Source organism: Burkholderia sp. PAMC 28687 (assembly GCF_001577465.1).
In the GTDB taxonomy this organism is placed as follows: Bacteria; Pseudomonadota; Gammaproteobacteria; order Burkholderiales; family Burkholderiaceae; genus Caballeronia.
Map to the genome: position 1 here is coordinate 1,486,010 of NZ_CP014506.1, position 19,330 is coordinate 1,505,339.

The 19,330-nt window shown below is 60.9% G+C and carries 18 protein-coding genes; 11 read left to right on the plus strand and 7 right to left on the minus strand.

The genetic code is table 11. The annotated features are described in order from the left end of the window. The first annotated feature begins 66 nt into the window (after nt 1-66). From AX768_RS21955 to AX768_RS21965, 3 genes are read left to right on the plus strand one after another with little or no spacing between them, the layout of a single operon-like run. Nucleotides 67-780: an ABC transporter ATP-binding protein gene (locus AX768_RS21955; RefSeq protein WP_062002096.1), complete on the plus strand. Its 714-nt coding sequence runs from the start codon at nt 67-69 to the stop codon at nt 778-780. Beyond that, nucleotides 773-3,343 (plus strand): FtsX-like permease family protein, encoded by a 2,571-nt coding sequence (locus tag AX768_RS21960; protein WP_062002097.1) that lies wholly within the window; start codon nt 773-775, stop codon nt 3,341-3,343. Before AX768_RS21955 ends, AX768_RS21960 begins: the two co-directional genes overlap by 8 nt. Next, entirely contained in the window at nt 3,343-4,449 is a 1,107-nt protein-coding gene (locus AX768_RS21965; RefSeq protein WP_442857259.1) for a lipocalin-like domain-containing protein, read from the plus strand. The genes AX768_RS21960 and AX768_RS21965 overlap by 1 nt, the downstream gene beginning before the upstream one ends. Before the next feature lie 53 nt (nt 4,450-4,502). On the opposite strand, the gene AX768_RS21970 is transcribed toward AX768_RS21965, so the two are convergent. Then, nucleotides 4,503-4,898, minus strand: a complete 396-nt coding sequence (locus AX768_RS21970) for a DUF3597 domain-containing protein (protein WP_062002098.1) — start codon at nt 4,896-4,898, stop codon at nt 4,503-4,505. 380 nt (nt 4,899-5,278) lie between these two features. On the opposite strand from AX768_RS21970, the gene AX768_RS21975 reads away from it, so the two are divergent. The 3 genes from AX768_RS21975 to maiA all read left to right on the plus strand — a co-directional run bounded on the left by AX768_RS21975 (nt 5,279) and on the right by maiA (nt 7,962). Beyond that, nucleotides 5,279-6,679, plus strand: coding sequence for an MATE family efflux transporter (locus AX768_RS21975; protein ID WP_231941460.1), 1,401 nt, complete (start codon nt 5,279-5,281; stop codon nt 6,677-6,679). A gap of 182 nt (nt 6,680-6,861) precedes the next feature. Further along, the gene (locus AX768_RS21980) at nt 6,862-7,137 is read left to right on the plus strand and encodes a hypothetical protein (protein ID WP_062002099.1); all 276 of its coding nucleotides are present in this window, start codon (nt 6,862-6,864) and stop codon (nt 7,135-7,137) included. Between the two features lie 162 nt (nt 7,138-7,299). Then, on the plus strand, nt 7,300-7,962 hold the full coding sequence (gene maiA / locus AX768_RS21985) for a maleylacetoacetate isomerase (protein ID WP_062002100.1): 663 nt from the start codon (nt 7,300-7,302) through the stop codon (nt 7,960-7,962). Nucleotides 7,963-7,976: 14 nt separating this feature from the next. Here maiA and AX768_RS21990 read toward each other — a convergent pair whose 3' ends face one another. From AX768_RS21990 to AX768_RS22010, 5 genes are all read right to left on the minus strand, one after another. Further along, nucleotides 7,977-8,732, minus strand: coding sequence for an IclR family transcriptional regulator (locus AX768_RS21990; protein ID WP_062002421.1), 756 nt, complete (start codon nt 8,730-8,732; stop codon nt 7,977-7,979). Nucleotides 8,733-8,783: 51 nt separating this feature from the next. Next, complete coding sequence (locus AX768_RS21995) at nt 8,784-9,950, minus strand: acyl-CoA dehydrogenase family protein (protein ID WP_062002101.1); 1,167 nt, start codon at nt 9,948-9,950, stop codon at nt 8,784-8,786. 15 nt (nt 9,951-9,965) lie between these two features. Further along, nucleotides 9,966-11,264, minus strand: a complete 1,299-nt coding sequence (locus AX768_RS22000; RefSeq protein WP_062002102.1) for a CitMHS family transporter — start codon at nt 11,262-11,264, stop codon at nt 9,966-9,968. Further along, a complete protein-coding gene (locus AX768_RS22005; protein WP_062002422.1) occupies nt 11,264-12,415 on the minus strand; it encodes a CaiB/BaiF CoA transferase family protein in 1,152 nt (383 codons plus the stop codon). The genes AX768_RS22000 and AX768_RS22005 overlap by 1 nt, the downstream gene beginning before the upstream one ends. Nucleotides 12,416-12,528: 113 nt before the next feature. Further along, complete coding sequence (locus AX768_RS22010; protein WP_062002103.1) at nt 12,529-13,440, minus strand: LysR substrate-binding domain-containing protein; 912 nt, start codon at nt 13,438-13,440, stop codon at nt 12,529-12,531. A gap of 143 nt (nt 13,441-13,583) precedes the next feature. Here AX768_RS22010 and AX768_RS22015 point away from each other — a divergent pair, with 143 nt between their 5' ends. From AX768_RS22015 to AX768_RS22035, 5 genes are all read left to right on the plus strand, one after another. Continuing rightward, nucleotides 13,584-14,906 (plus strand): NAD(P)/FAD-dependent oxidoreductase, encoded by a 1,323-nt coding sequence (locus tag AX768_RS22015; RefSeq protein ID WP_062002104.1) that lies wholly within the window; start codon nt 13,584-13,586, stop codon nt 14,904-14,906. 114 nt (nt 14,907-15,020) lie between these two features. Continuing rightward, nucleotides 15,021-15,788, plus strand: coding sequence for a substrate-binding periplasmic protein (locus AX768_RS22020; protein WP_335340474.1), 768 nt, complete (start codon nt 15,021-15,023; stop codon nt 15,786-15,788). 32 nt (nt 15,789-15,820) lie between these two features. Beyond that, nucleotides 15,821-16,609, plus strand: coding sequence for an amino acid ABC transporter permease (locus tag AX768_RS22025; RefSeq protein ID WP_062002106.1), 789 nt, complete (start codon nt 15,821-15,823; stop codon nt 16,607-16,609). Nucleotides 16,610-16,648: 39 nt separating this feature from the next. After that, nucleotides 16,649-17,989 (plus strand): NAD(P)/FAD-dependent oxidoreductase, encoded by a 1,341-nt coding sequence (locus tag AX768_RS22030; RefSeq protein WP_062002107.1) that lies wholly within the window; start codon nt 16,649-16,651, stop codon nt 17,987-17,989. A gap of 12 nt (nt 17,990-18,001) precedes the next feature. After that, nucleotides 18,002-18,685, plus strand: a complete 684-nt coding sequence (locus tag AX768_RS22035) for an SDR family NAD(P)-dependent oxidoreductase (protein ID WP_062002108.1) — start codon at nt 18,002-18,004, stop codon at nt 18,683-18,685. On the opposite strand, the gene AX768_RS22040 is transcribed toward AX768_RS22035, so the two are convergent. Next, a complete protein-coding gene (locus tag AX768_RS22040) occupies nt 18,682-19,278 on the minus strand; it encodes a histidine phosphatase family protein (protein ID WP_062002109.1) in 597 nt (198 codons plus the stop codon). The genes AX768_RS22035 and AX768_RS22040 overlap by 4 nt on opposite strands. Between the last annotated feature and the right edge of the window lie 52 nt (nt 19,279-19,330).

Sequence of the window (19,330 nt, forward strand, 5' to 3'; positions counted from 1 at the left end):
GCACGGCCGTTCTCTGTCACAGTATTGAACCGAAGCACAGTTCATACCGGCGACCACCAGTTCTCTATGACCATCAGCAATAATGACGCGCCGCCCGCACTCGAATGCCGCGGTTTGAGCAAGGCTTACGGCACGGGCAGGATCGTGCTGGCCAATCTGGATTTTTCGCTTGATCCCGGCGAGTTCGTGGCCGTCATGGGCGACTCGGGCGTGGGCAAATCGACATTGCTCAACCTGATCGCCGGCCTCGACTCGGCCGACAGCGGCGAAGTGCTGATCGACGGCACACCGATCTCCCAACTCGACGACGATGCCGCCACGCGCCTGCGTCGACAAAAACTCGGCTTCGTCTTCCAGGCGTTTCACGTACTGCCGCACCTCACGCTGGCGCAAAATGTCGCACTCCCGCTGCTCCTGAACAATACGCCGCCCAAGCGCGCGCTGGACATGCTGGCCGCGGTCGGGCTCGTCGGCCGTGGCAGCGACTTTCCTCGGCAACTCTCCGGCGGTGAACTGCAGCGTGTTGCAATAGCGCGGGCGCTCGTGCATCGTCCAAGCCTGATCCTCGCCGATGAACCCACCGGCAACCTCGACCCCGACACCGCGCACGAAGTCCTCGACTTGTTGCGCGCCGAAATCAAGTCGACCGGCGCGGCCGCGATCATGGTGACGCATTCAACGGCAGCGGCGGCCAGCGCCGACCGAATACTCATTCTGAGCGATGGCGGCCTGCATGGCGCGAAACAGGCAGAACGCTTCGCGCGCACGGCCAATGAATGACCGCGCAGCGCCGCCCGTCGAGCGCATCGCGGGAAGCCGGCTGCTTGCGCGCTGGCTGCTGGGTGCCGAATGGCGCAGTCATCCTGCACGCGTAATTGTAGCCATCGCGACCATTGCGCTTGGCGTGGCGCTCGGTTACGCGGTCCAGTTGATCAATAGCGCGGCGTTCAACGAATTCTCGGCGGCCGCTAAAAGCCTCTCGGGCGAAGCGGATCTGCAAGTGCGCGGCGCGCAACCTACCTTCGACGAAACCTGGTACCCGCGTCTTGCACGCGAACCCGGCGTGGCGCTGGCGAGTCCGGTGCTCGACATCGATGTCACGGTGCCCGGCGAAACGGCTGCGCTGAAAGTGCTTGGCATCGACGTGTTCCGGGCAAGCCACATCGCACCTGAGCTGATCGGTGTGCCGTCGGCGCAGACCCCGCTCGACTCTCTTTCCGCCGATGCCATCTTCCTCTCGCCCTCGGCGCAAACGTGGCTCAAGGCGCCGCCGGGCGCCGATGTCGCGCTGCGTAGCGGCACATCGACGGTTGAGTTTCGCGTGGCGGGCGGTATCGTCAGGACGAGGCCGGGGCAGCGCATCGCGGTCATGGATATCGCCGCCGTACAGTGGCGCTTTGGTCTGCAAGGAAGATTGTCGCGCGTCGATCTTCAGCTCGAACGCGGCATGGATCGCGAAACCTTCAAACGGCAGCTTCAGGCGCAGCTTGGCAATCAGCTCGTCGTGGCCGAAACCCGTGACGATGAAAACCGTACGGATCGGCTTTCGCGTGCTTATCGGATCAACATGAATGTGCTTGCGCTGGTCGCGCTTTTCACCGGCGCGTTCCTGGTGTTTTCGACGCAGGCGCTGGCCGTCGTGCGCCGACGGTCGCAATTCGCGATGCTGCGTGTATTGGGCGTAACACGCGCGCAGTTGCTGCGGCAGATCCTGATGGAAGGCGCGTTGCTCGGGGTCATCGGATCGCTGCTTGGGCTTGTGTTGGGGTACGCGTTATCGAGCGTTGCGCTAAGGTTTTTTGGCAGCGATCTGGGCGGCGGCTATTTCCCGGGTGTGCAGCCGCATGTCGGTTTCGAACCGGTTGCGACGACCATTTTCCTGGCGTTGGGCATTGCAGTATCGGTGCTGGGCAGCCTCGTGCCGGCGCTCGAAGCAGCGCGCGCACGTCCTGCCGCAGCGCTCAAGGCCGGCAGCGAGGAAGGCGCGCTCGCAAGACTTGCAACGCCCTGGCCTGCCGTCGGATGTCTGGTGGTCGCGCTGATCCTCACGCTGTTGCCGCCATTCTTCGACGTCCCCATTCTCGGTTATCTCGCCGTCGCGCTGCTGCTGATCGGCGGCATTGCGCTGATGCCGCGATGCACGGCAATCGTCTTCACCGCCCTCAGCCAATGGCGCGCCAGACGGCGCACGAACGCCGCCACGACGCTCGCACTCGCCCGGCTCGCCAATGCGCCGGGACAGGCATCCATTGCGATGGGAGGCGTCTTGTCCAGTTTCGCTCTGATCGTCGCCATGGCGATCATGGTGGCGAGTTTCCGCGTGTCCGTGGATGAATGGCTCACCCATCTTTTATCTGCCGATCTCTACGTGCGCGTCACGCCGAACGGCGACACGGGAAGTCTCGCGCCCGCCGAACAGGCGACGCTTGCCGCCGTGCCGGGCATCAAAACCGCCGCGTTCACACGCACCTCGCATCTCACGCTCGATCCGGCGCGCCCGGCCATTGCGTTGCTGGCGCGCGAGATCGATGCCAACGATCCCGGCGCCACGCTGCAGATGACCGGACCCGTGCTGCCACTTTCATCCGTGCATCAAGGCGAGACGCCTATATGGGTATCGGAGGCGATGGTCGATCTCTATGGGTATCGAACGGGCGAGCGCGTGCGGTTGTCGGTCGGTGCGCATGAGTCGAGCTTCGTGGTTGCCGGCGTGTGGCGCGACTATGTCCGGCAGACTGGCGCAATCCAGTTGCGGCTCGCGGACTACCGCAGGCTTACGGGCGACACGGGCGCAACCGACGTCGCGGTCAGCGTACAACGTGGAACAAATGTGGACGACGTGATCGCAAGACTGCGCAGACTCCCCTTCGGCCCCGCGATGGAGTTCGCCCAGCCCGGCGAGATCCGCGCGAAGACACTGACAATTTTCGACCGCAGTTTTGCGGTCACTTACCTGCTCGAGGCGGTGGCGATTGTGATTGGCCTGTTTGGCGTCGCCGCGACCTTTTCGGCGCAGACGCTCGCACGTGCGCGCGAATTTGGCATGTTGAGACACGTCGGCGTCACGCGCCGCCAGGTCCTTGCAATACTCGCCGCCGAAGGTGGCATGCTGACTGCGCTCGGCATTGCCGTGGGGTTCATCCTCGGCTGGGCGATCAGTCTGATCCTCGTATTTGTCGTCAATCCGCAGTCGTTTCACTGGAGCATGTCGATGCACATTCCCTGGTCCGTGCTCGGCACGGTCGCGGCGGTGATGCTGGTTTCATCGTGCGCGACGGCCGTGGTTGCGGGCCGCAAGGCGATCTCGCTCGATGCCGTCCGCGCCGTCAAGGAGGACTGGTAATGCGTCTCTTCAAGCACCTCCAGTCCTTGACGTTATGCCTATGCGCTATTGGAACCACGCCTTCGATGGCCGCCGAGTTCGCAACTGTCACGCCGGGTCATCAGCTAACGTTTCCGCAAGACACGGGCGCGCATCCGGCCTTTCGCACCGAGTGGTGGTACGCAACCGGCTGGCTGAATCAACCTGACGGCAAGCCGCTCGGCTTCCAGATCACGTTCTTTCGCTCGGCGACCGGACATGATCCCGCCGATCCCAGTGCTTTCGCGCCATCGCAATTGATCATCGCGCACGCGGCGCTCAGCGATCCATCCCTCGGACGGCTCGCGCACGATCAGAAGATCGCCCGGCAAGGCTTCGGTCTCGCCTATGCGAAGACTGGCAACACCGAAGTCAAGCTCGATGCATGGCAACTCGATCGTGCCGCCGATGGCCATTACGCGGTGACGGTCAAGGCCAGCGATTTCACGCTGGACCTCACGCTGACGCCAACGGCCGGGCCACTATTGCAAGGCGACAACGGCTACTCGCGCAAAGGCCCTTTACCCGCACAAGCGAGCTACTACTACAGCGAGCCACAACTACGCGTAAGCGGCAAGGTCACGCGGACTTCAGCGCAGAGCGGCAAACCTGCCCTCGATACATCGGTCAGCGGTTCGGCATGGCTCGATCACGAATGGTCCAGTACCGTACTCAGCGCCGACGCAGTCGGCTGGGACTGGCTCGGCGCAAACCTGACCGACGGGTCGGCGTTGATGGCGTTCAAGGTTCGCGGCCACGACGGCAGCGCCGTCTGGACACACGCGACGCTGCGCGACCCCAAAGGCCAAGTGAAATCGTTTGATGGCAATCAGGTCGACTTCACGCCGCTGCGCACATGGCGTTCGCCGCGGACGGGGACGTCGTATCCGGTGTCGGAGAGCGTAACAACCGGCGATGCGACATGGCGGCTCGACCCGCTGATGGACGATCAGGAACTCGATTCCAGCCAGTCCACGGGGGCGGTGTATTGGGAAGGCGCGGTGGCGGTAAGCCGTGACAACAAGAACGTCGGGCACGGGTATCTAGAACTTACCGGCTATAACAAAGCGCTGAAGATGGAGAAGTAGCCGCACGGTGATCCGTGCGGCTACTTTCGAAGCACGCACTAAGAAACCAATGCTCAGTTCTTCAAACTATCCGGCACTTTCCCGCCGTTGGCAGCGAGTTGCGCCATGACGGCCTTGTGCAGCCAGATATTCATGGATGCCGAATCATTCGTATCGCCTGAATAATGCAGTTCGCCCGCAAGTTCCTTGCGCGCGGCAAGGCTGCTATCCAGACCCAGCAGTTTCATCAGATCGACAATCGATGTCTGCCAGTTCAGTTTTTCCGAAGTCTTGGATTGCAGGTCGGTCAATACTGCTTCGACGTCGACCGGCGGCGCTGCAGCGATCTCGGGCGACGGCGCAGGCGCGGCTGCAGCCGGCGTATCAGGTGCTGCGACTGGCGCGGGCGCTGCGACGGCCGGGTGGCTCGAAGGGAAAATCTTGCTCAGGATCGTTCCGAAGATGCTCATGATGGGTATCCCTTATTCGATGGTGGAAGCAACTTGATTGCAGCTTCACGCAACATGCCCGCAAGCTCCATACCTTGAAACGTTTCGCAGGACAGAGAACATTGCGGGCAGCTCAGGCTGCAGGAACATTGTAGGTGAGCGAGGACGCGATTGAACGACATCGGTATGTGAAAAAACGTCTTTGGTGCAATGAGGAACACGTTGATTTATGCGCCTGCAATGAAAATGTCACGCCGGCGTCGTCATGAATCGCTCATCATTCATGCGATGATTCGCGCATTGCAACCGTACGCTTTGCCATGACATCGAGACCACGACCTGACTTCGCACGCTCATCCGCACGCTTCGTAACGGGGTCCACCCTGCGCCATGTGGTCGTCATGGCGAGCACCGGCGCGATCGGGTTGATGGCGGTATTCGCCGTCGATCTCGTCAACCTCTTCTACATCTCCCTTCTCGGCGATACTTCCATTGCCGCCGCAGTCGGATTTGCTGGCACGATCAACTTTTTCATCACAGCCATATCGATCGGCATGACGATCGGCGTCAGCGCCACCGTCGCGCGGCTTCTCGGCGCCGGACAGCGCATGAAGGCGCGGCAGGTCGCGTCCGCCAGTCTTGTATTGATGATCGCCGTGACGATCGCGTTGAGCGCAGCCACCTTGCTGTTTCTCGATCCGATCCTCAGTGCATTGGGCGCTGCGGGCGAGACGCGTACGCTGACTCGCAGCTTCCTGATGATCACGGCGCCCACGTACGTGTTCCTCGCCATCGGCATGTGCACGGCTGCGCTGATGCGCTCCGTTGGCGATGCCCGGCGCGCCATGGCCGTCACGCTCATGGCTGCGGTGGTGACGGCCGTACTCGATCCAATCCTCATCTTCGGTTTTCATCTCGGGTTGACGGGCGCGGCGATATCGAACGACATAGCGCGGCTCGCCCTTGCCGCAGTGGGCTTGCATGGCGCAATGCGCGTCAACGACCTGATCGGTCCCGTGCGATTTTCGCGGCTCTGGTCAAACAGTCAGCCGGTCATGAAAGTGGCGCTTCCCGCTGTCCTGACGAATCTCGCGACGCCCGTTGCAAGCGCCTATGTCACGCACGCAATGGCGCGTTTCGGCGCAGCGGCCGTGGCCGGTCAGGCGACCGTCGACCGGATCACGCCGGTGGCCTTCGCGCTGATCTTCGCACTCACCGGCGCGGTCGGTCCGATCATCGCGCAGAATCTCGGCGCCGGCCGCGCGGACCGGATTCGCGAAACCATCCGCAACAGCCTCGTGTTTGTGCTGCTGACCGTCGCGGTTGCGTGGCTCGTTCTGGCACTGGTCCAGAACGGCCTGATCCGCGCATTTTCCGCACGCGGCGACACCGCCATGATCATCCACGTATTTTGTTCGTGGCTGGTCGCGAGTTACGCGTTTGTCGGCTGCCTGTTCGTGGCGAATGCGACGTTCAACAATCTCGACAGGCCGTTGTTATCGACGGTGTTCAACTGGGGCCGCGCAACGCTTGGCACGTTACCCTTTGTTGCCGTCGGCATGAAGTACGGGCCAGTGGGCGTGTTGATCGGCATCGCAGCGAGCAATGCAGTCTTCGGCACAATGGCGATGTTCGTTGCCTTCCTTGTCGTCAAACGTCTTCCCATGGGCGATTGCGCCGCCATGGCGCGCAAGGACAGCAACCGGCTGGAACAATCATCAGTGAATGTTCCGGGTGCCGCGGTCGGCAATACGGTCGCGCCCGATGTCGAATTGAAAGAGCTTCCCGTGCAGGGGCGCTGATAAGTCCGCCAATAAGTCAAAACGCCGCTCGGATTATTCGTTCACTGTGAATTCAGTTGCCGCCCCTATCGTTACAATGTTTCGATAGTGCGCGCTTATACTTATTTCCATCGACGCAGCGCACTGGGCAACACTCGCTGCGTAATCCTTGGACAAAGTAGTAATACGCATCGGAGCACATCATGAACAAGACCCTTATTGCATCGTTGTTGATCGCCGTTTCGGCTGCCGTCGCAGCACCCGCATTTGCAAGCAGCGGTTATGGCCCGGCACCGTCGTATAACCCGCTGGTCGGCGCGCCGGAATCGCAACGCGGTCAAAGCGCCCAAAGCATCGCTGCAGATAGCGCCCAGCAAAACGCCGATTCACGCGCTTACGGCGGCGTGAAGAGCACGAACACGGAATCCGGAAATCGCGTTCAGGCGAACGACACACGTTCGATTTATTCGCATAATTGATTCGAAGTTTGATGGAGCAAATGCCCGGTGAACTCGGCTTCACCGGGCATTTGTGTTTTCAGCATTCGCCTTTCTCTTTCGTGCATCGTATAAAGTCGAAGAATCAAGCTTGTTGCTTAAGCTTCTCTCCCCCGATGCAATCCACCCGAAAGGAAGCACGCCATGTCAGAGCAAGCGCAATTCGAACTCTTCGCATTCTGGCGCTCGTCCGCCGCGTATCGCGTACGCGTCGCACTCGCCCTGAAAGGCCTGAGCGCGCATGAGCAGAATATCGATCTCGATGCCGGCGAACAACGCAGCGACGCATTCCTGAAGATCAGTCCGCTCGGATCGATTCCCGCGCTGGTGCAAGAGGGGCACGAGCCGCTCACCCAGTCGCTCGCGATCCTCGAGTTCCTCGACGAGCTGCAGCCCACGCCGCCTTTGTTGCCGAGCGATTTGTACGGACGCGCACGTGTGCGTTCCATTGCATCGATGTGCGCCGCCGATACCCATCCCATGGTCGTGCCGCGCGTGAAGAAGTATCTGCAGACAGCCGGTGGTTTCGACGATACCGCGTGGCGCGCGTGGCAGATCAAGTGGCTGAGCACGGGGCTGGCAGCAATCGAAGAACGTCTTGCGGGGTCATCGGAGACGGGCATTTATTGTCATGGCGATCATCCCACCATGGCCGACATCTGCCTCGCAAGCATTGTTGCGGTCACACGCGTGTTCAAGATCACGGTGCCGGATATTCCGACCATCGACAGGATCATCGGTGTGTGCGATCAGCATCCGGCGTTCATGAAGGCGGACCCGAAAAAGCAGGCGGGTGCGCCGGGTTAAGCAACGCACCCGAGCTATACGATTGAATCAACGCCACGCTCCTGTGCATCGATCTCGTCTTTCAGGCGCAGGAGTTCGCTTCCATGCGCGTGCTGCTGCTTTTCGATGCGCTCAGTAGGCCCGACGACGGATATCCCGTACAAGTCACCGCCAACGGAAACTGCGATCGCCACTGCAGATAGCTCTGGTGCGCTTTCCCCAAGGTTCACGCTCCAGCCTCGTTGCCTTGCCGCCGACGTCTGCTCGACCAGTGCAGCAAAATCAGCGGTCGTGCGATCCGTCATACGCTCGAACCCGAGCTTGCCCGCAAGCGTTGATTGCATCTGCGCGGACAACTCACCGAAGATCGCCTTGCCAATCGAATTGGCATGCACCGGGCGCAGCTCGCCTGGCTTCACGATGTAACGGATTGCCTTGAACGATTCGACCACGTCGAGATAAACCACGGCTGCGTCATGAATCTTGCCGAGCACGATGGTCTCGCCGGTGGCATCGCGCAAGGCGACCAGCCGGGCATGCAGCATCTCCACCACAGGGTCTACCGCATCGATCGCCTGGGCAAGCTGCAGCAGTCGCCGCGTCGGATAGTAACCGCCCCGCTTTTTCACTTCGTAGAGATATCCGCGGCTTACGAGCGTACGCGCAAGCGCGAGACAGCTCGATACCGGCACGTCCATCAACCGTGCAAGTTCGGTCAGCGGCAAGGGCCGCTGTTCGGTAGCAAAACGTTCGAACAAGTCGAGCGTACGCGCAACGAGTTTGACATCCATGGCAGTTCCCTTCACCAGGTTCGGCGCGTTCCGGCATTCAGGCAAACGGCATCAATATGACTTGGGCAGTCCCAACACTTTCTCGGCGATAAAACACATGATCATCTGCGGACTGACCGGTGCGAGCCTCGGAATCATACACTCGCGCAGATAACGTTCCACGTGATACTCCTTGGCGTATCCCATCCCGCCAAGCGTCGCTATTGCCGTCTGGCATGATTGAAACGCGGCTTCCGCCGCCAGGTACTTCGCGCTGTTCGCTTCGGCGCCGCATGGCTTGCCGGCATCGTAGAGGAATGCGGCCTTGAACACCATCAGGCTTGCTGCCTCCAGTTGCATCCAGGCCTGCGCAAGCGGATGCTGAATGGACTGGTTTTGTCCTATCGGACGCCCGAACACCACGCGCTCTTTCGCGTATTGCGTGGCGCGTTTCAGCGCAGCCTGTCCCAACCCGATGGCTTCCGCCGCGATCAGGATGCGCTCCGGGTTCAGGCCGTGGAGCAAGTACTTGAAGCCCTCGCCTTCCTCACCAATGAGGTCGCTGGCCGGAACCCTCAAGCCGTCGATGAACAACATGTTCGAGTCGACCGCCTTGCGGCCCATCTTCTCGATCTCGCGCACTTCGACTTTTTCGCGATCGAGATCCGTATAAAAAAGGCTGAGGCCTTGCGTCGGCCTGGCCACCTGATCGATCGGCGTGGTCCGCGCAATGATCAGCATCTTGTTCGCGACCTGCGCGGTCGATATCCAGATCTTGCGTCCGGTCAGTACATAGGTGTCGCCGTCACGAACCGCCTGTGTCTTGAGACGCGTCGTGTCGAGCCCTGAATCAGGTTCGGTGACGGCGAAACAGGCTTTGTCCGTTCCTGCGATCAACGGTGGCAACCAACGCTGTTTCTGCTCCTCACTGCCGAACACCTGTACGGGATTCAAACCGAAGATATTCATGTGCACCGCCGATGCACCCGATAACCCCGCGCCCGACGCACTGATCGTCTGCATCATCAACGCGGCCTCGGTCATGCCGAGACCGGAGCCGCCGTAGTCCGGCGACATTGCAATGCCGAGCCATCCCGCATCCGCCAGTGTCCGATGAAAGTCGTGCGGAAACCCGCCTTCGCGGTCACGTTCGAGCCAGTAGTCGTCATCGTAGCGTTCGCACAGCTTTTCAATGGCGGACTGGATGGACAACTGGTCTTCAGTCAGTTCGAAATTCATGATTGGGTCCTGGAACTAGAGCGGAAACACGCCGATCACCACAGCGGCCGCGACCATCAGCAGCGTCGCTGCGAAGAGAAAAGGGATCGTGAACTTCTGATGCTCGGCAAGCTCGACACCCGTCAGACCGACAATCAGGAACGTTGCCGGCGTGAGCGGACTAACCGGGAAACCCGTTGTCATCTGACCCAACAACGCAGCCTGGGCCATCTGGATGGGCGGCACGCCGAGCAGCTTCGCGCTCTCCGCCATCACGGGCAAGATGCCGAAGTAAAACGAATCAGGATCGAACAGCAGCGACAGCGGCATGGAAAGCAAGCCGAGCACGAACGGCATATGTCGCGCATGTTCGGCCAGGACGTGCTGCACGACCACATGGGCCATTGCGGTGAGCATGCCGCTGCCCGACATGATGCCGGTGAACGCGCCCGCCGCGAGCAAGACGCTCGCCATCATCAGCGCGGCTTTCGCGTGGGCGTCGATACGTGCACGCTGTGCATTGACCTCGGGGTAATTCACGATCAGCGCGACGACAGTGCCGAGCATGAACATCACGACAGGGTCCACAATACCGCTGACCAGTGTCGCAAGCACCACGACTGTCAGCACCACGTTGATCCAGAAACGGTCCGGCCGGCGCAACGCGGCTTCTTCCGCCGACAGCTCGCGCGGCTGCAACACGGTTTGCGGCGCGCCTTTGCCCAACCCAAGGCGCTTTTCCTCCCGCTTGCCAAGCCAGTATGCCGAGCCGAATACGAACACGAGGCCAATGGCCTGCAGCGGAATCATCGGATAGAAGATCACTGTGGTCGGAATGTGCAGCGCGGCGGACGCGCGCAGCATGGGGCCGACCCAGGGCAGGAAATTCACGCCCGCCGCGAGCGATGCCACACACGCAAGAATGCGTTTGTCGAGCCCGAGGCGCGTGTAAAGCGGCAGCATGGCAGGGATCGTCACGAGGAACGTGACTGCGCCGGAGCCATCCAGATGGATCAGCAACGCGAGCAACGCCGATCCCATCACAATGCGCGTAGGTTTTGCGCCGACCATCCGCAAGATGCCATTAATGATCGGATCCAGCATTCCCGCATCCGTTAGGATGCCGAAGAAAAGGATCGCAAACACGAACATCCCCGCGACAGGGCCGATAGCCTGCACCCCGTGAACGATAAATTTCGCCGTGGACAACCCGAATCCCGCTGCCAGCGCCGCGACCGTTGGCACCACGATCAACGCCACCAGCGGCGACAGCCGCTTCGTGATGATCAGGCCAAACAACGCAACAATGGCAATCGTGCCGGTCAGCGCGAGCATTACGCGCCTCCTTTGGGGGTTGCGTCGAAGACTTGCGCTTCGTGCTCGTTGAGCCGTGGTGGCGGCGTGCGGTAAGTAGCCGGTGTGCGACTGAGCTTGATGGGCGACGCAATGCCCTTGTACCCTTCCATCTGGACCACCATTCCCCGGTGCGCCGTGTGCGGCAGGTCGAGCGCGGCATCGATGGACAACACCGGCGCGCATGGCACGCCACGGCGAATCAGCGTATCCGCGAGTTTCGCGCCGTCCCATTGTTCGAACACGCTCTCGAGCGCCCGGCGTAAGTCCTTGCGATTCGCCGTGCGCGCCTTGTTGCTTTCAAAGCGAGGATCGGCGGCGAGTTGCGGCGTGAGGATCACTTCGCAAAGCGCCGTGAACTGCGTGTTGTTGCCAACAGCCAGGAAGATATCGACGCTGCCCGTATGGAACATGTCGTACGGCGTGATGTTCGGATGTGCATTGCCGCTGCGTTGCGGCGGTTTGCCCGAATAGAAATAGTTCGGCGTGTGCGGGTGCAAGATCGACAACGCACAGTCGAACAGCGTGGATTCCACGAACTGCCCGAGCTGGCTGCCTTCACGTTCGCGCAACGCCATCAGGATGCCGAGCGCAGCGTTCAGTCCGGTCACCATGTCCACGATCGGAATGCCCACGCGCGTCGGCTCTCCGCCCGCTTCACCATTCACGCTCATGATGCCCGCCATTGCCTGGATGGCGGCGTCGTAGCCGGGCAGACCGCCCAGCGGACCATCGGCGCCAAAGCCGGACACACGGCAGTGAACCAGCTTCGGGAAGCGCGCTCTCAGGAATTGTTCGTAGCCGATACCCCATCGTTCGAGCGTACCGGGCTTGAAGTTTTCGATGAGCACGTCGGCCGTATCGAGCAGACCAAGCAGCTTTTCGCGCGCCGCTTCCTTCGACAGATCCAGCGACACACCCAGCTTGTTGCGATTGACACCTAGAAAATACGAGGCCGTGTCGCCATCGAAAGGAGGACCCCACGTGCGGGTTTCATCGCCCAGCGGCGGCTCGATCTTGATCACCTCGGCGCCATGGTCGGCGAGAATCTGCGTGCAGTACGGACCGCCCAGTACGCGGGACAAGTCAATGACACGGATGCCGGCAAGCGACCCGTCAAGGTGTTGAGTCAAGGTATGCGTCTCCATCGGCAAGCAAATGCTCGCCATTCATTATTCCCACTCGTGAATTAAACTTTATAGACGTGAATAATTTCCGTCAATACGGGTCGGGGAAATACCTAGTGTTATGAAGGGGCGCCTAGAAGCCGCAGCGCTTCGAGCGTCATCGTCTCGCGGGTGAGTTCGAGGAAGGGGCTCACCAGCGGGTTGGGATGCTGCAACTGCGGACATACGGTAAAGCCGCGAAACATCACCTCGGGTGAGAACGGCCGGAACACGATGCGCGCGGGGTTGGCATCGAGGGTAGCGAGCGGGTTCACCACGCCCACGCCCAGGCCGCGCACGACCATCGCGCAAATCGTCGCGCCGTAAGGCGTCTCGATAGTCGGCACCTGGTTCACACCGGCCTGCCGCAACGCGCGATCGAGCGCAGAACGGGTGTCATCCGCATAGGACGGCAAAATCAGGCTTTGGTCTTTCAAATCCCGTGCGTGAATGCGCTCCCGTGCGGCAAGCGGATGGTTGGCGGGCAGCGCGCATACGCCCGGCAGCCGGTACAGCTCCGCGCTTGTGACGCCGAACGCGTCGGGTGTGATGGTGCCGAAGCCAACGTCGCAGTACCCTGATGACGCCCATCGCTGGATGGTCCCTTCGCTGCGCATTTCCAGCGATACCGCAATGCGCGGATACGCCGCCAGGAACCGCTCGATCACAAGCGGAACGAACGATAACGCCACCACGGGCGCTGCAACCAGCCGCAAGCGGCCGCTGCCGAACTGCCGGATTTCACGCGCTGAATGCGCAAGCTTTTCGATGCCGACAAAACTCCGGTCCACTTCGCGATAAAACGCGCTGCCTGCATCGGTGGCCTGGATCCGTCCGCCGTTGCGCGTGAAAAGCGCGAGTCCCGTCGATGCCTCCAGCTCCGCTATCAACCGGCTGATGCTCGGCTGCGATGTGCCGAGTTCCTCGGCTGCGGCTGTCATCGATCCGCGCAACATGACAAGCCTGAATGCCTCGATCTGCCGCTGGTTCATGGCGTTTCCTCGTAGTAATCGTTCGAGATTGCCATATCAAAAATGAATAGCAGCCGTTTTTGGCCGTATTTGACCGGATAGCAGCGGCGCTTCAGACTGAAAGCCAGATAACGCCAACCCATCGTCATTCCTTAACGAGATCCATGCGAGCCGACTCACTGCTGTTCCACGATGATTTCCGCGTCGCGCCCTATTGGTGGGACGAAGCACCGCCCGAGACTTCGCGCGTGGCATTGCCCGCGAACGTGGACGTGGTGATCGTGGGCAGCGGCTATTGTGGGTTATCGGCGGCGGCGGAAGCGGCGCAACATGGCGCGACCGTCGCCGTTCTGGACGCTGCCGAGATTGGCTCGGGCGGCAGCACGCGCAGCGGCGGCATGGTGTCGAGCGGACAGAAGCTTGCGCTGACAAACGCGATTCGCGGGGTTTCGGCGGAACGGCTCAGCCGCCTGATGGCTGAATCCAACGCAAGTTTCGAGTACCTGAAACAGCTCGTAAGCCAAGAATCGCTCGATGCCGGCCTGCAGATCACCGGCCGGTTTTTCGGCGCGTTCACGCCTGGGCATTTCGAGCGGCTGCGCAAGCAGGGCGAACTCTTGCGCGAGAAAACCGGCGTGACCGTGCACGTGGTGACCCGCGCGGAACAGCGCGCGGTGGTGGGATCGGATTATTACTATGGCGGCATTCTCGTCGATGAATACGGCGGCCTGCACACCGCCAAATATCATCGCGCGTTGCGTGATCTTGCGCGCCGGCGTGGCGCGACGCTGCATTCGCACGCGGCGGTCGAGCGCATCGAAAGGACGGGTACGCGGTTCACGGTGCATACGGCACGCGGCAAGCTCAACGCGGGTCGCGTGCTGGTTGCGACCAACGGCTACACCGGCCGGCTCACGCCCTTTTTTGCGCGACGTGTTCTGCCCGTCGCAAGTTATCAGATCGCAACGGAACCGCTGCCTCCCGGGCTCATGGACGTGCTGAACCCCGGGCGCCGCATGATCAGCGACTCGAAGCGCAACCTGTTTTACACGCGGCCATCGCCTGATGGAACCCGCATGTTGTTCGGCTCGCGGCCATCGTTCAGGGAAGTCGGCGAACGTGAAGCCGCGCGGATCTTGCGCGCGAAGATGGTCGAGCTCTGGCCCGCATTACGCGACGTGCGCATCACGCACGCATGGAAAGGTTATGTCGCGATGACAGGCGACAAGCTCGCGCACATCGGCGAACGTGACGGTGTGTTCTATGCGCTCGGTTGCAACGGCAATGGCGTGGCGCTCATGTCTTACCTCGGGCAGCGCATTGCGAAGTCCCTGCTCGGCCTTGAAGCCGCGCATGGCGCCTTCGGCGAGGGACCGTTCCCGCTGAGTCCCGGCGGCATTGCGAGTACGTTGAGCGTGCCCGTGGGCGCGGCGCTTTATCAACTCGACGATTGCTGGAACGGCCGGGTGCGCGGCGCGTTGTCCTGACACATGTATTTTTGAGGCTTTATCCTTTAATCCACTGCGGTTCTTCCTGGAGCGACCAACATGCGGTTTCGACACCTGTTCAGCCTTCTTTCGATTGTCGTGCCCCTTTCGTTGATGACCGCGACAAGCGCTCATGCCGATGACCTCGGCACGCTTGCACCAGGCAAGCTCATGGCCGGCGTGGACGCGAACAACAAGCCGTATTCCTACATCGATAACGGCAAGATGACGGGCTTCGATGTCGAACTGTTGCGTGCGATCGGCGCGAAGCTCGGCTTGAGCGTCGACTTTCGGGCGCAGGATTTCAGCGGCCTGCTGCCGAGTGTGACAAACCAGCAGATCGATCTTGCGGCCGGGTCCATTTCGATCACGACGGACCGCTTGAAGATGGTCGATTTCTCCGAGGGCTATCTCACCGGCTTGCTGAGCGTCGCGACCTTGCCGGAGACCACGGCGATCACGAACGACAAGGCTTCTGTCAAAGGAAAGCGCATTGGCGTGATTCAAGGCACGATCGAGGACACGTACTCCGACAGCTATTTGCCGGGCGCGCAGATCGTGCGCTTTCCGAACCTGAACGCGGGTTTTGTCTCAATGCGGTCAAAATATATCGACGGGTTCTTCATCGACAAATCGCTCGTGGACGGCTTGCAGGAAAAATACCCGCAAATGAAGATCGCGGACCGGCTCGATATCTCGGCGATCAACTTGCCGGCCGGTTTCCCGATGCGCAAGGGCAACGCGAAACTCGAAGCCGCAGTCAACAAGACACTCAACGATCTGGTCGCGGACGGCACATGGATGAAGCTCTACACGCAGTTCCATCCGGGTTATCCGAAGCCTGCAAGCCTGCCGCCATACGCAATGAAAACCGGTAGCTGAACGCCCTAGCCTGCCCTTTTCCGGAGAGCGCCATGAATGCATTCCTGCAGAACTTCCTCGACTGGCAGTTGCTTACGGGATCGCTGCCTGCGCTGCTTGAAACCGGGCTTGTCAATACGCTGGTGCTCTCGCTGTTTTCAACGCTGCTCGGGATTGTCGCGGGAATGGTGCTGGCACTGATGGCCGTGTCGCATATGCGATGGCTCGAAATGCCGGCGCGCGTGTTCGTGGATGTGTTTCGCGGCTTGCCCGCGGCGCTCGTGATTTTGCTGGTCGGCCAGGGACTGGCGCCGGTCGGCCTCGCGATCTTCGGGCCGAATCCGTATCCGCTTGCAATCGTGGCGCTCGGGCTGATTTCATCGGCGTATATAGCCGAGATTTTTCGTTCTGGCATCCAGAGCGTGGGCAAAGGTCAGCTCTCCGCGTGCCAGGCGCTCGGCATGAACTACTGGACCGCCATGCGCCATGTGATCGTGCCGCAGGGCATCCGGCGCATCTTGCCGGCGCTTGCCAATCAGTTCATCTCCATTGTGAAGGACTCGAGCCTGGTCTATTTTCTCGGCCTGCTGACTTCGCAGCGTGATCTCTTCACCATCGGGCAGAACACGTCCGTGAATACCGCAAACCTGTCGCCGCTGGTTGCGGCGGGTCTGGTCTATTTGCTCATTACCATACCGCTCACGCATGCAATCAATCATATCGACCGATGGACGAACCGGCATTCGAATCCGCGCTCCGGGGACGCCGCCGCAACCACGCGCAAGCAGCTCAAGCGTCAGGCGGCAGCCGCACGCACCAGCATGACCGGGCAACATAACTAACTCATACAGCTTTAAAACCAAGCGGGGATAAAACGTCATATGGGACCACAAGTCGAGACCGTCGCCGACGACACCACCCTGCCCGCCGAAGTGGACGTCGTTGTAGTCGGCGGCGGAATCATCGGCGTGAGCACGGCGCTTTATCTCAGCGAAAAAGGGCTGCGCGTGGCGGTATGCGAGAAGGGGCATATTGCCGGCGAACAGTCGAGCCGCAACTGGGGTTGGGTGCGCGTCACGCATCGCGACATGCGCGAGTTCGAACTGAGCATCGAGAGCTTGAAGCTGTGGCGCAAGCTCGATGAAACGCTTGGGATCGATACCGGTTTCAAGCAATGCGGCATCCTGTACATGGCCAACGACGACGCCAAGATGGAAGCGCATCGTGTGTGGCTCGAGAAAGCACAGGCACTGGCCGGCAAGGACGCATTCGATACACGTGAGATCGACGCCAAGGCGGTGGCGAACCTGTTGCCGGGTGCATCGCGTGCGTTCAAGGGCGGTTTGTACACAGCGGGCGATGGCCGCGCCGAACCGCAAAAAGCCGCGCCCGCAATTGCGAATGCATTGCGCAAACGCGGCGTGAAAATCCTGACGCCGTGCGCTGTGCGCGGCATTGAAACCAGCGCGGGCCGCGTGAGCGCCGTCGTCACCGAACTTGGTACGATCCGCTGCAAAAGCGTGGTCGTCGCGGGCGGCGCGTGGTCGCGATTGTTCTGCGGGAACCTGGGTATCGATGTGCCGCAGTTGATGGTCAAGGCGTCCGTGCTGCGTACCGCGCCCATCGAGGGCGGTCCCGCCGTGAGCGCGAGCAACAAGGAGTTCGCATTCCGCAAGCGCGCGGACGGCGGTTATACGATCGCTTTCGGCTTTCGCACTTATACGGATATCACGCCCGACAGCTTCAGGCTTTTCCCCAAATACATCCCGGCACTAAGGAGCCAGTTGGGCGCGCTGCGCATTGGCGTAGGCGAACGGTTCTTCGAAGAAATGCGCCGTCCGCGTAAATGGGCGCTCGACAAACGCACCGCGTTCGAAGACGTCCGCACGCTCGATCCGGAGCCGATTTCGCAATACACCGATGCCGGTTTGCGCGAGTTCGTGAAGGTCTTTCCGCACATGAGCGGCGCGCGCATCGCGCAGCGCTGGGCGGGACTGATGGACATCACGCCCGACGCGATTCCCGTCATTTCAGGCGTGCAAACGGTGCCGGGACTCTTTATTGGCACAGGGTTTTCGGGGCACGGTTTCGGCATTGGACCGGCGGCAGGCAAACTGATGGCGGATCTGGTCACGAACGACACACCGCTTGTCGATCCACATATGTTCCGGCTGAACCGCTTCAGCGATGGCACGAAGATCGTGATCGATGCAGGCTTCTAAGGACCCACGGCAATGAGCAAAGTAGCGATGATCTCCGGCGCGAATCGCGGTATCGGACTGGCGGTTGCGACGGAATTGCATAAACGCGGGTATCGGTTATCGCTGGGAATGCGCGATCCGTCGTCGGTGCAATTTCCATTCGATGCCTTCACGTTCCCGTATGAAGCCCGCGATCCGCAAAGCGCACGCCGTTGGGTCGACGCCAGCATCAAACACTTCGGACAACTGGACGTGCTGATCAGCAACGCCGGGATCTGTACGCATATCACGCTGGAAGACGGCACCGACGACATGCTCGAAGAGACGCTGGATATCAACGTCAAGGCACCGTTCCGATTGATCCAGGCCGCGTTGCCCCATCTGCGCAAACCCGGCGATGCACGCGTGGTGCAGATTGCATCGCTGTCGGGAAAGCGCGTGAAGAACCTGAACGCGGGTTACCAGATGTCAAAGCATGCGGTGATTGCGTTGAACCACGCCATACGGCGCGCCGGATGGGACGATGGCATTCGTGCAACCGCCATTTGCCCGGGCTTCGTGAACACGGACATGGCGGCCGGCATCGCGGATCTCGAACCACAAGCAATGACACAGCCCGAGGATCTGGCGGTGCTCATCGCCAATACGATCGCGATGCCGAATACCGCAAGCGTCGCCGAGATCCTCGTGAATTGCCGTCACGAGGACCTGTTCTAGCCCGGCTTGTGCGTGACGTTCCACTGCTTGAGCGCGCGCGATTCGCGATCGAAGCCGAGCACGCTGACGGACGCGGTATCGAGCAACAGATGTGCGCCGAGCGCGGCTGAGTCCGCCATCCAGCAGGCGCCGAGCACGCGTAGAAAGTGTGCGTGGGAAAAGAGCGCAATACGGCCGTTCGTATCAAGCAAACGCGCGATCAGGGATTCGGCCCGCGCCTGGATATCCTGAACGCTCTCGCCTTCCGGTATCGGCGATGTCCACACGGACCAGTCCGGCTCTTCAGCCCGGATATCCGCCGTCTTGCGGCCTTCGTAGATGCCGTAGTTCCATTCGCTCAAACGCGGCTCTTCTTCAGCGTGCGCGATCAAGCCGGCTTCTTCACACGTGTCGCGTGCGCGGCTCATCGGGCTGTGCAGCACGAGATCGAAGGTTTGGGCCGCGAGCACTGGCCGAAGCGCCCGCGCTTGTTCGCGGCCATGGTCAGTAAGCGGGATATCGGTGCGGCCGGTGTGCTGGCCCGATTTGCTCCATTCTGTTTCACCATGACGGATCAGCCAGATCTCGGGTTGGTTCGTAACGGGTGTGTTCATTGTCGGCCATTAGAAAGAAAGGAATCGGCTTGCTCAAGCTACGACGATTCTA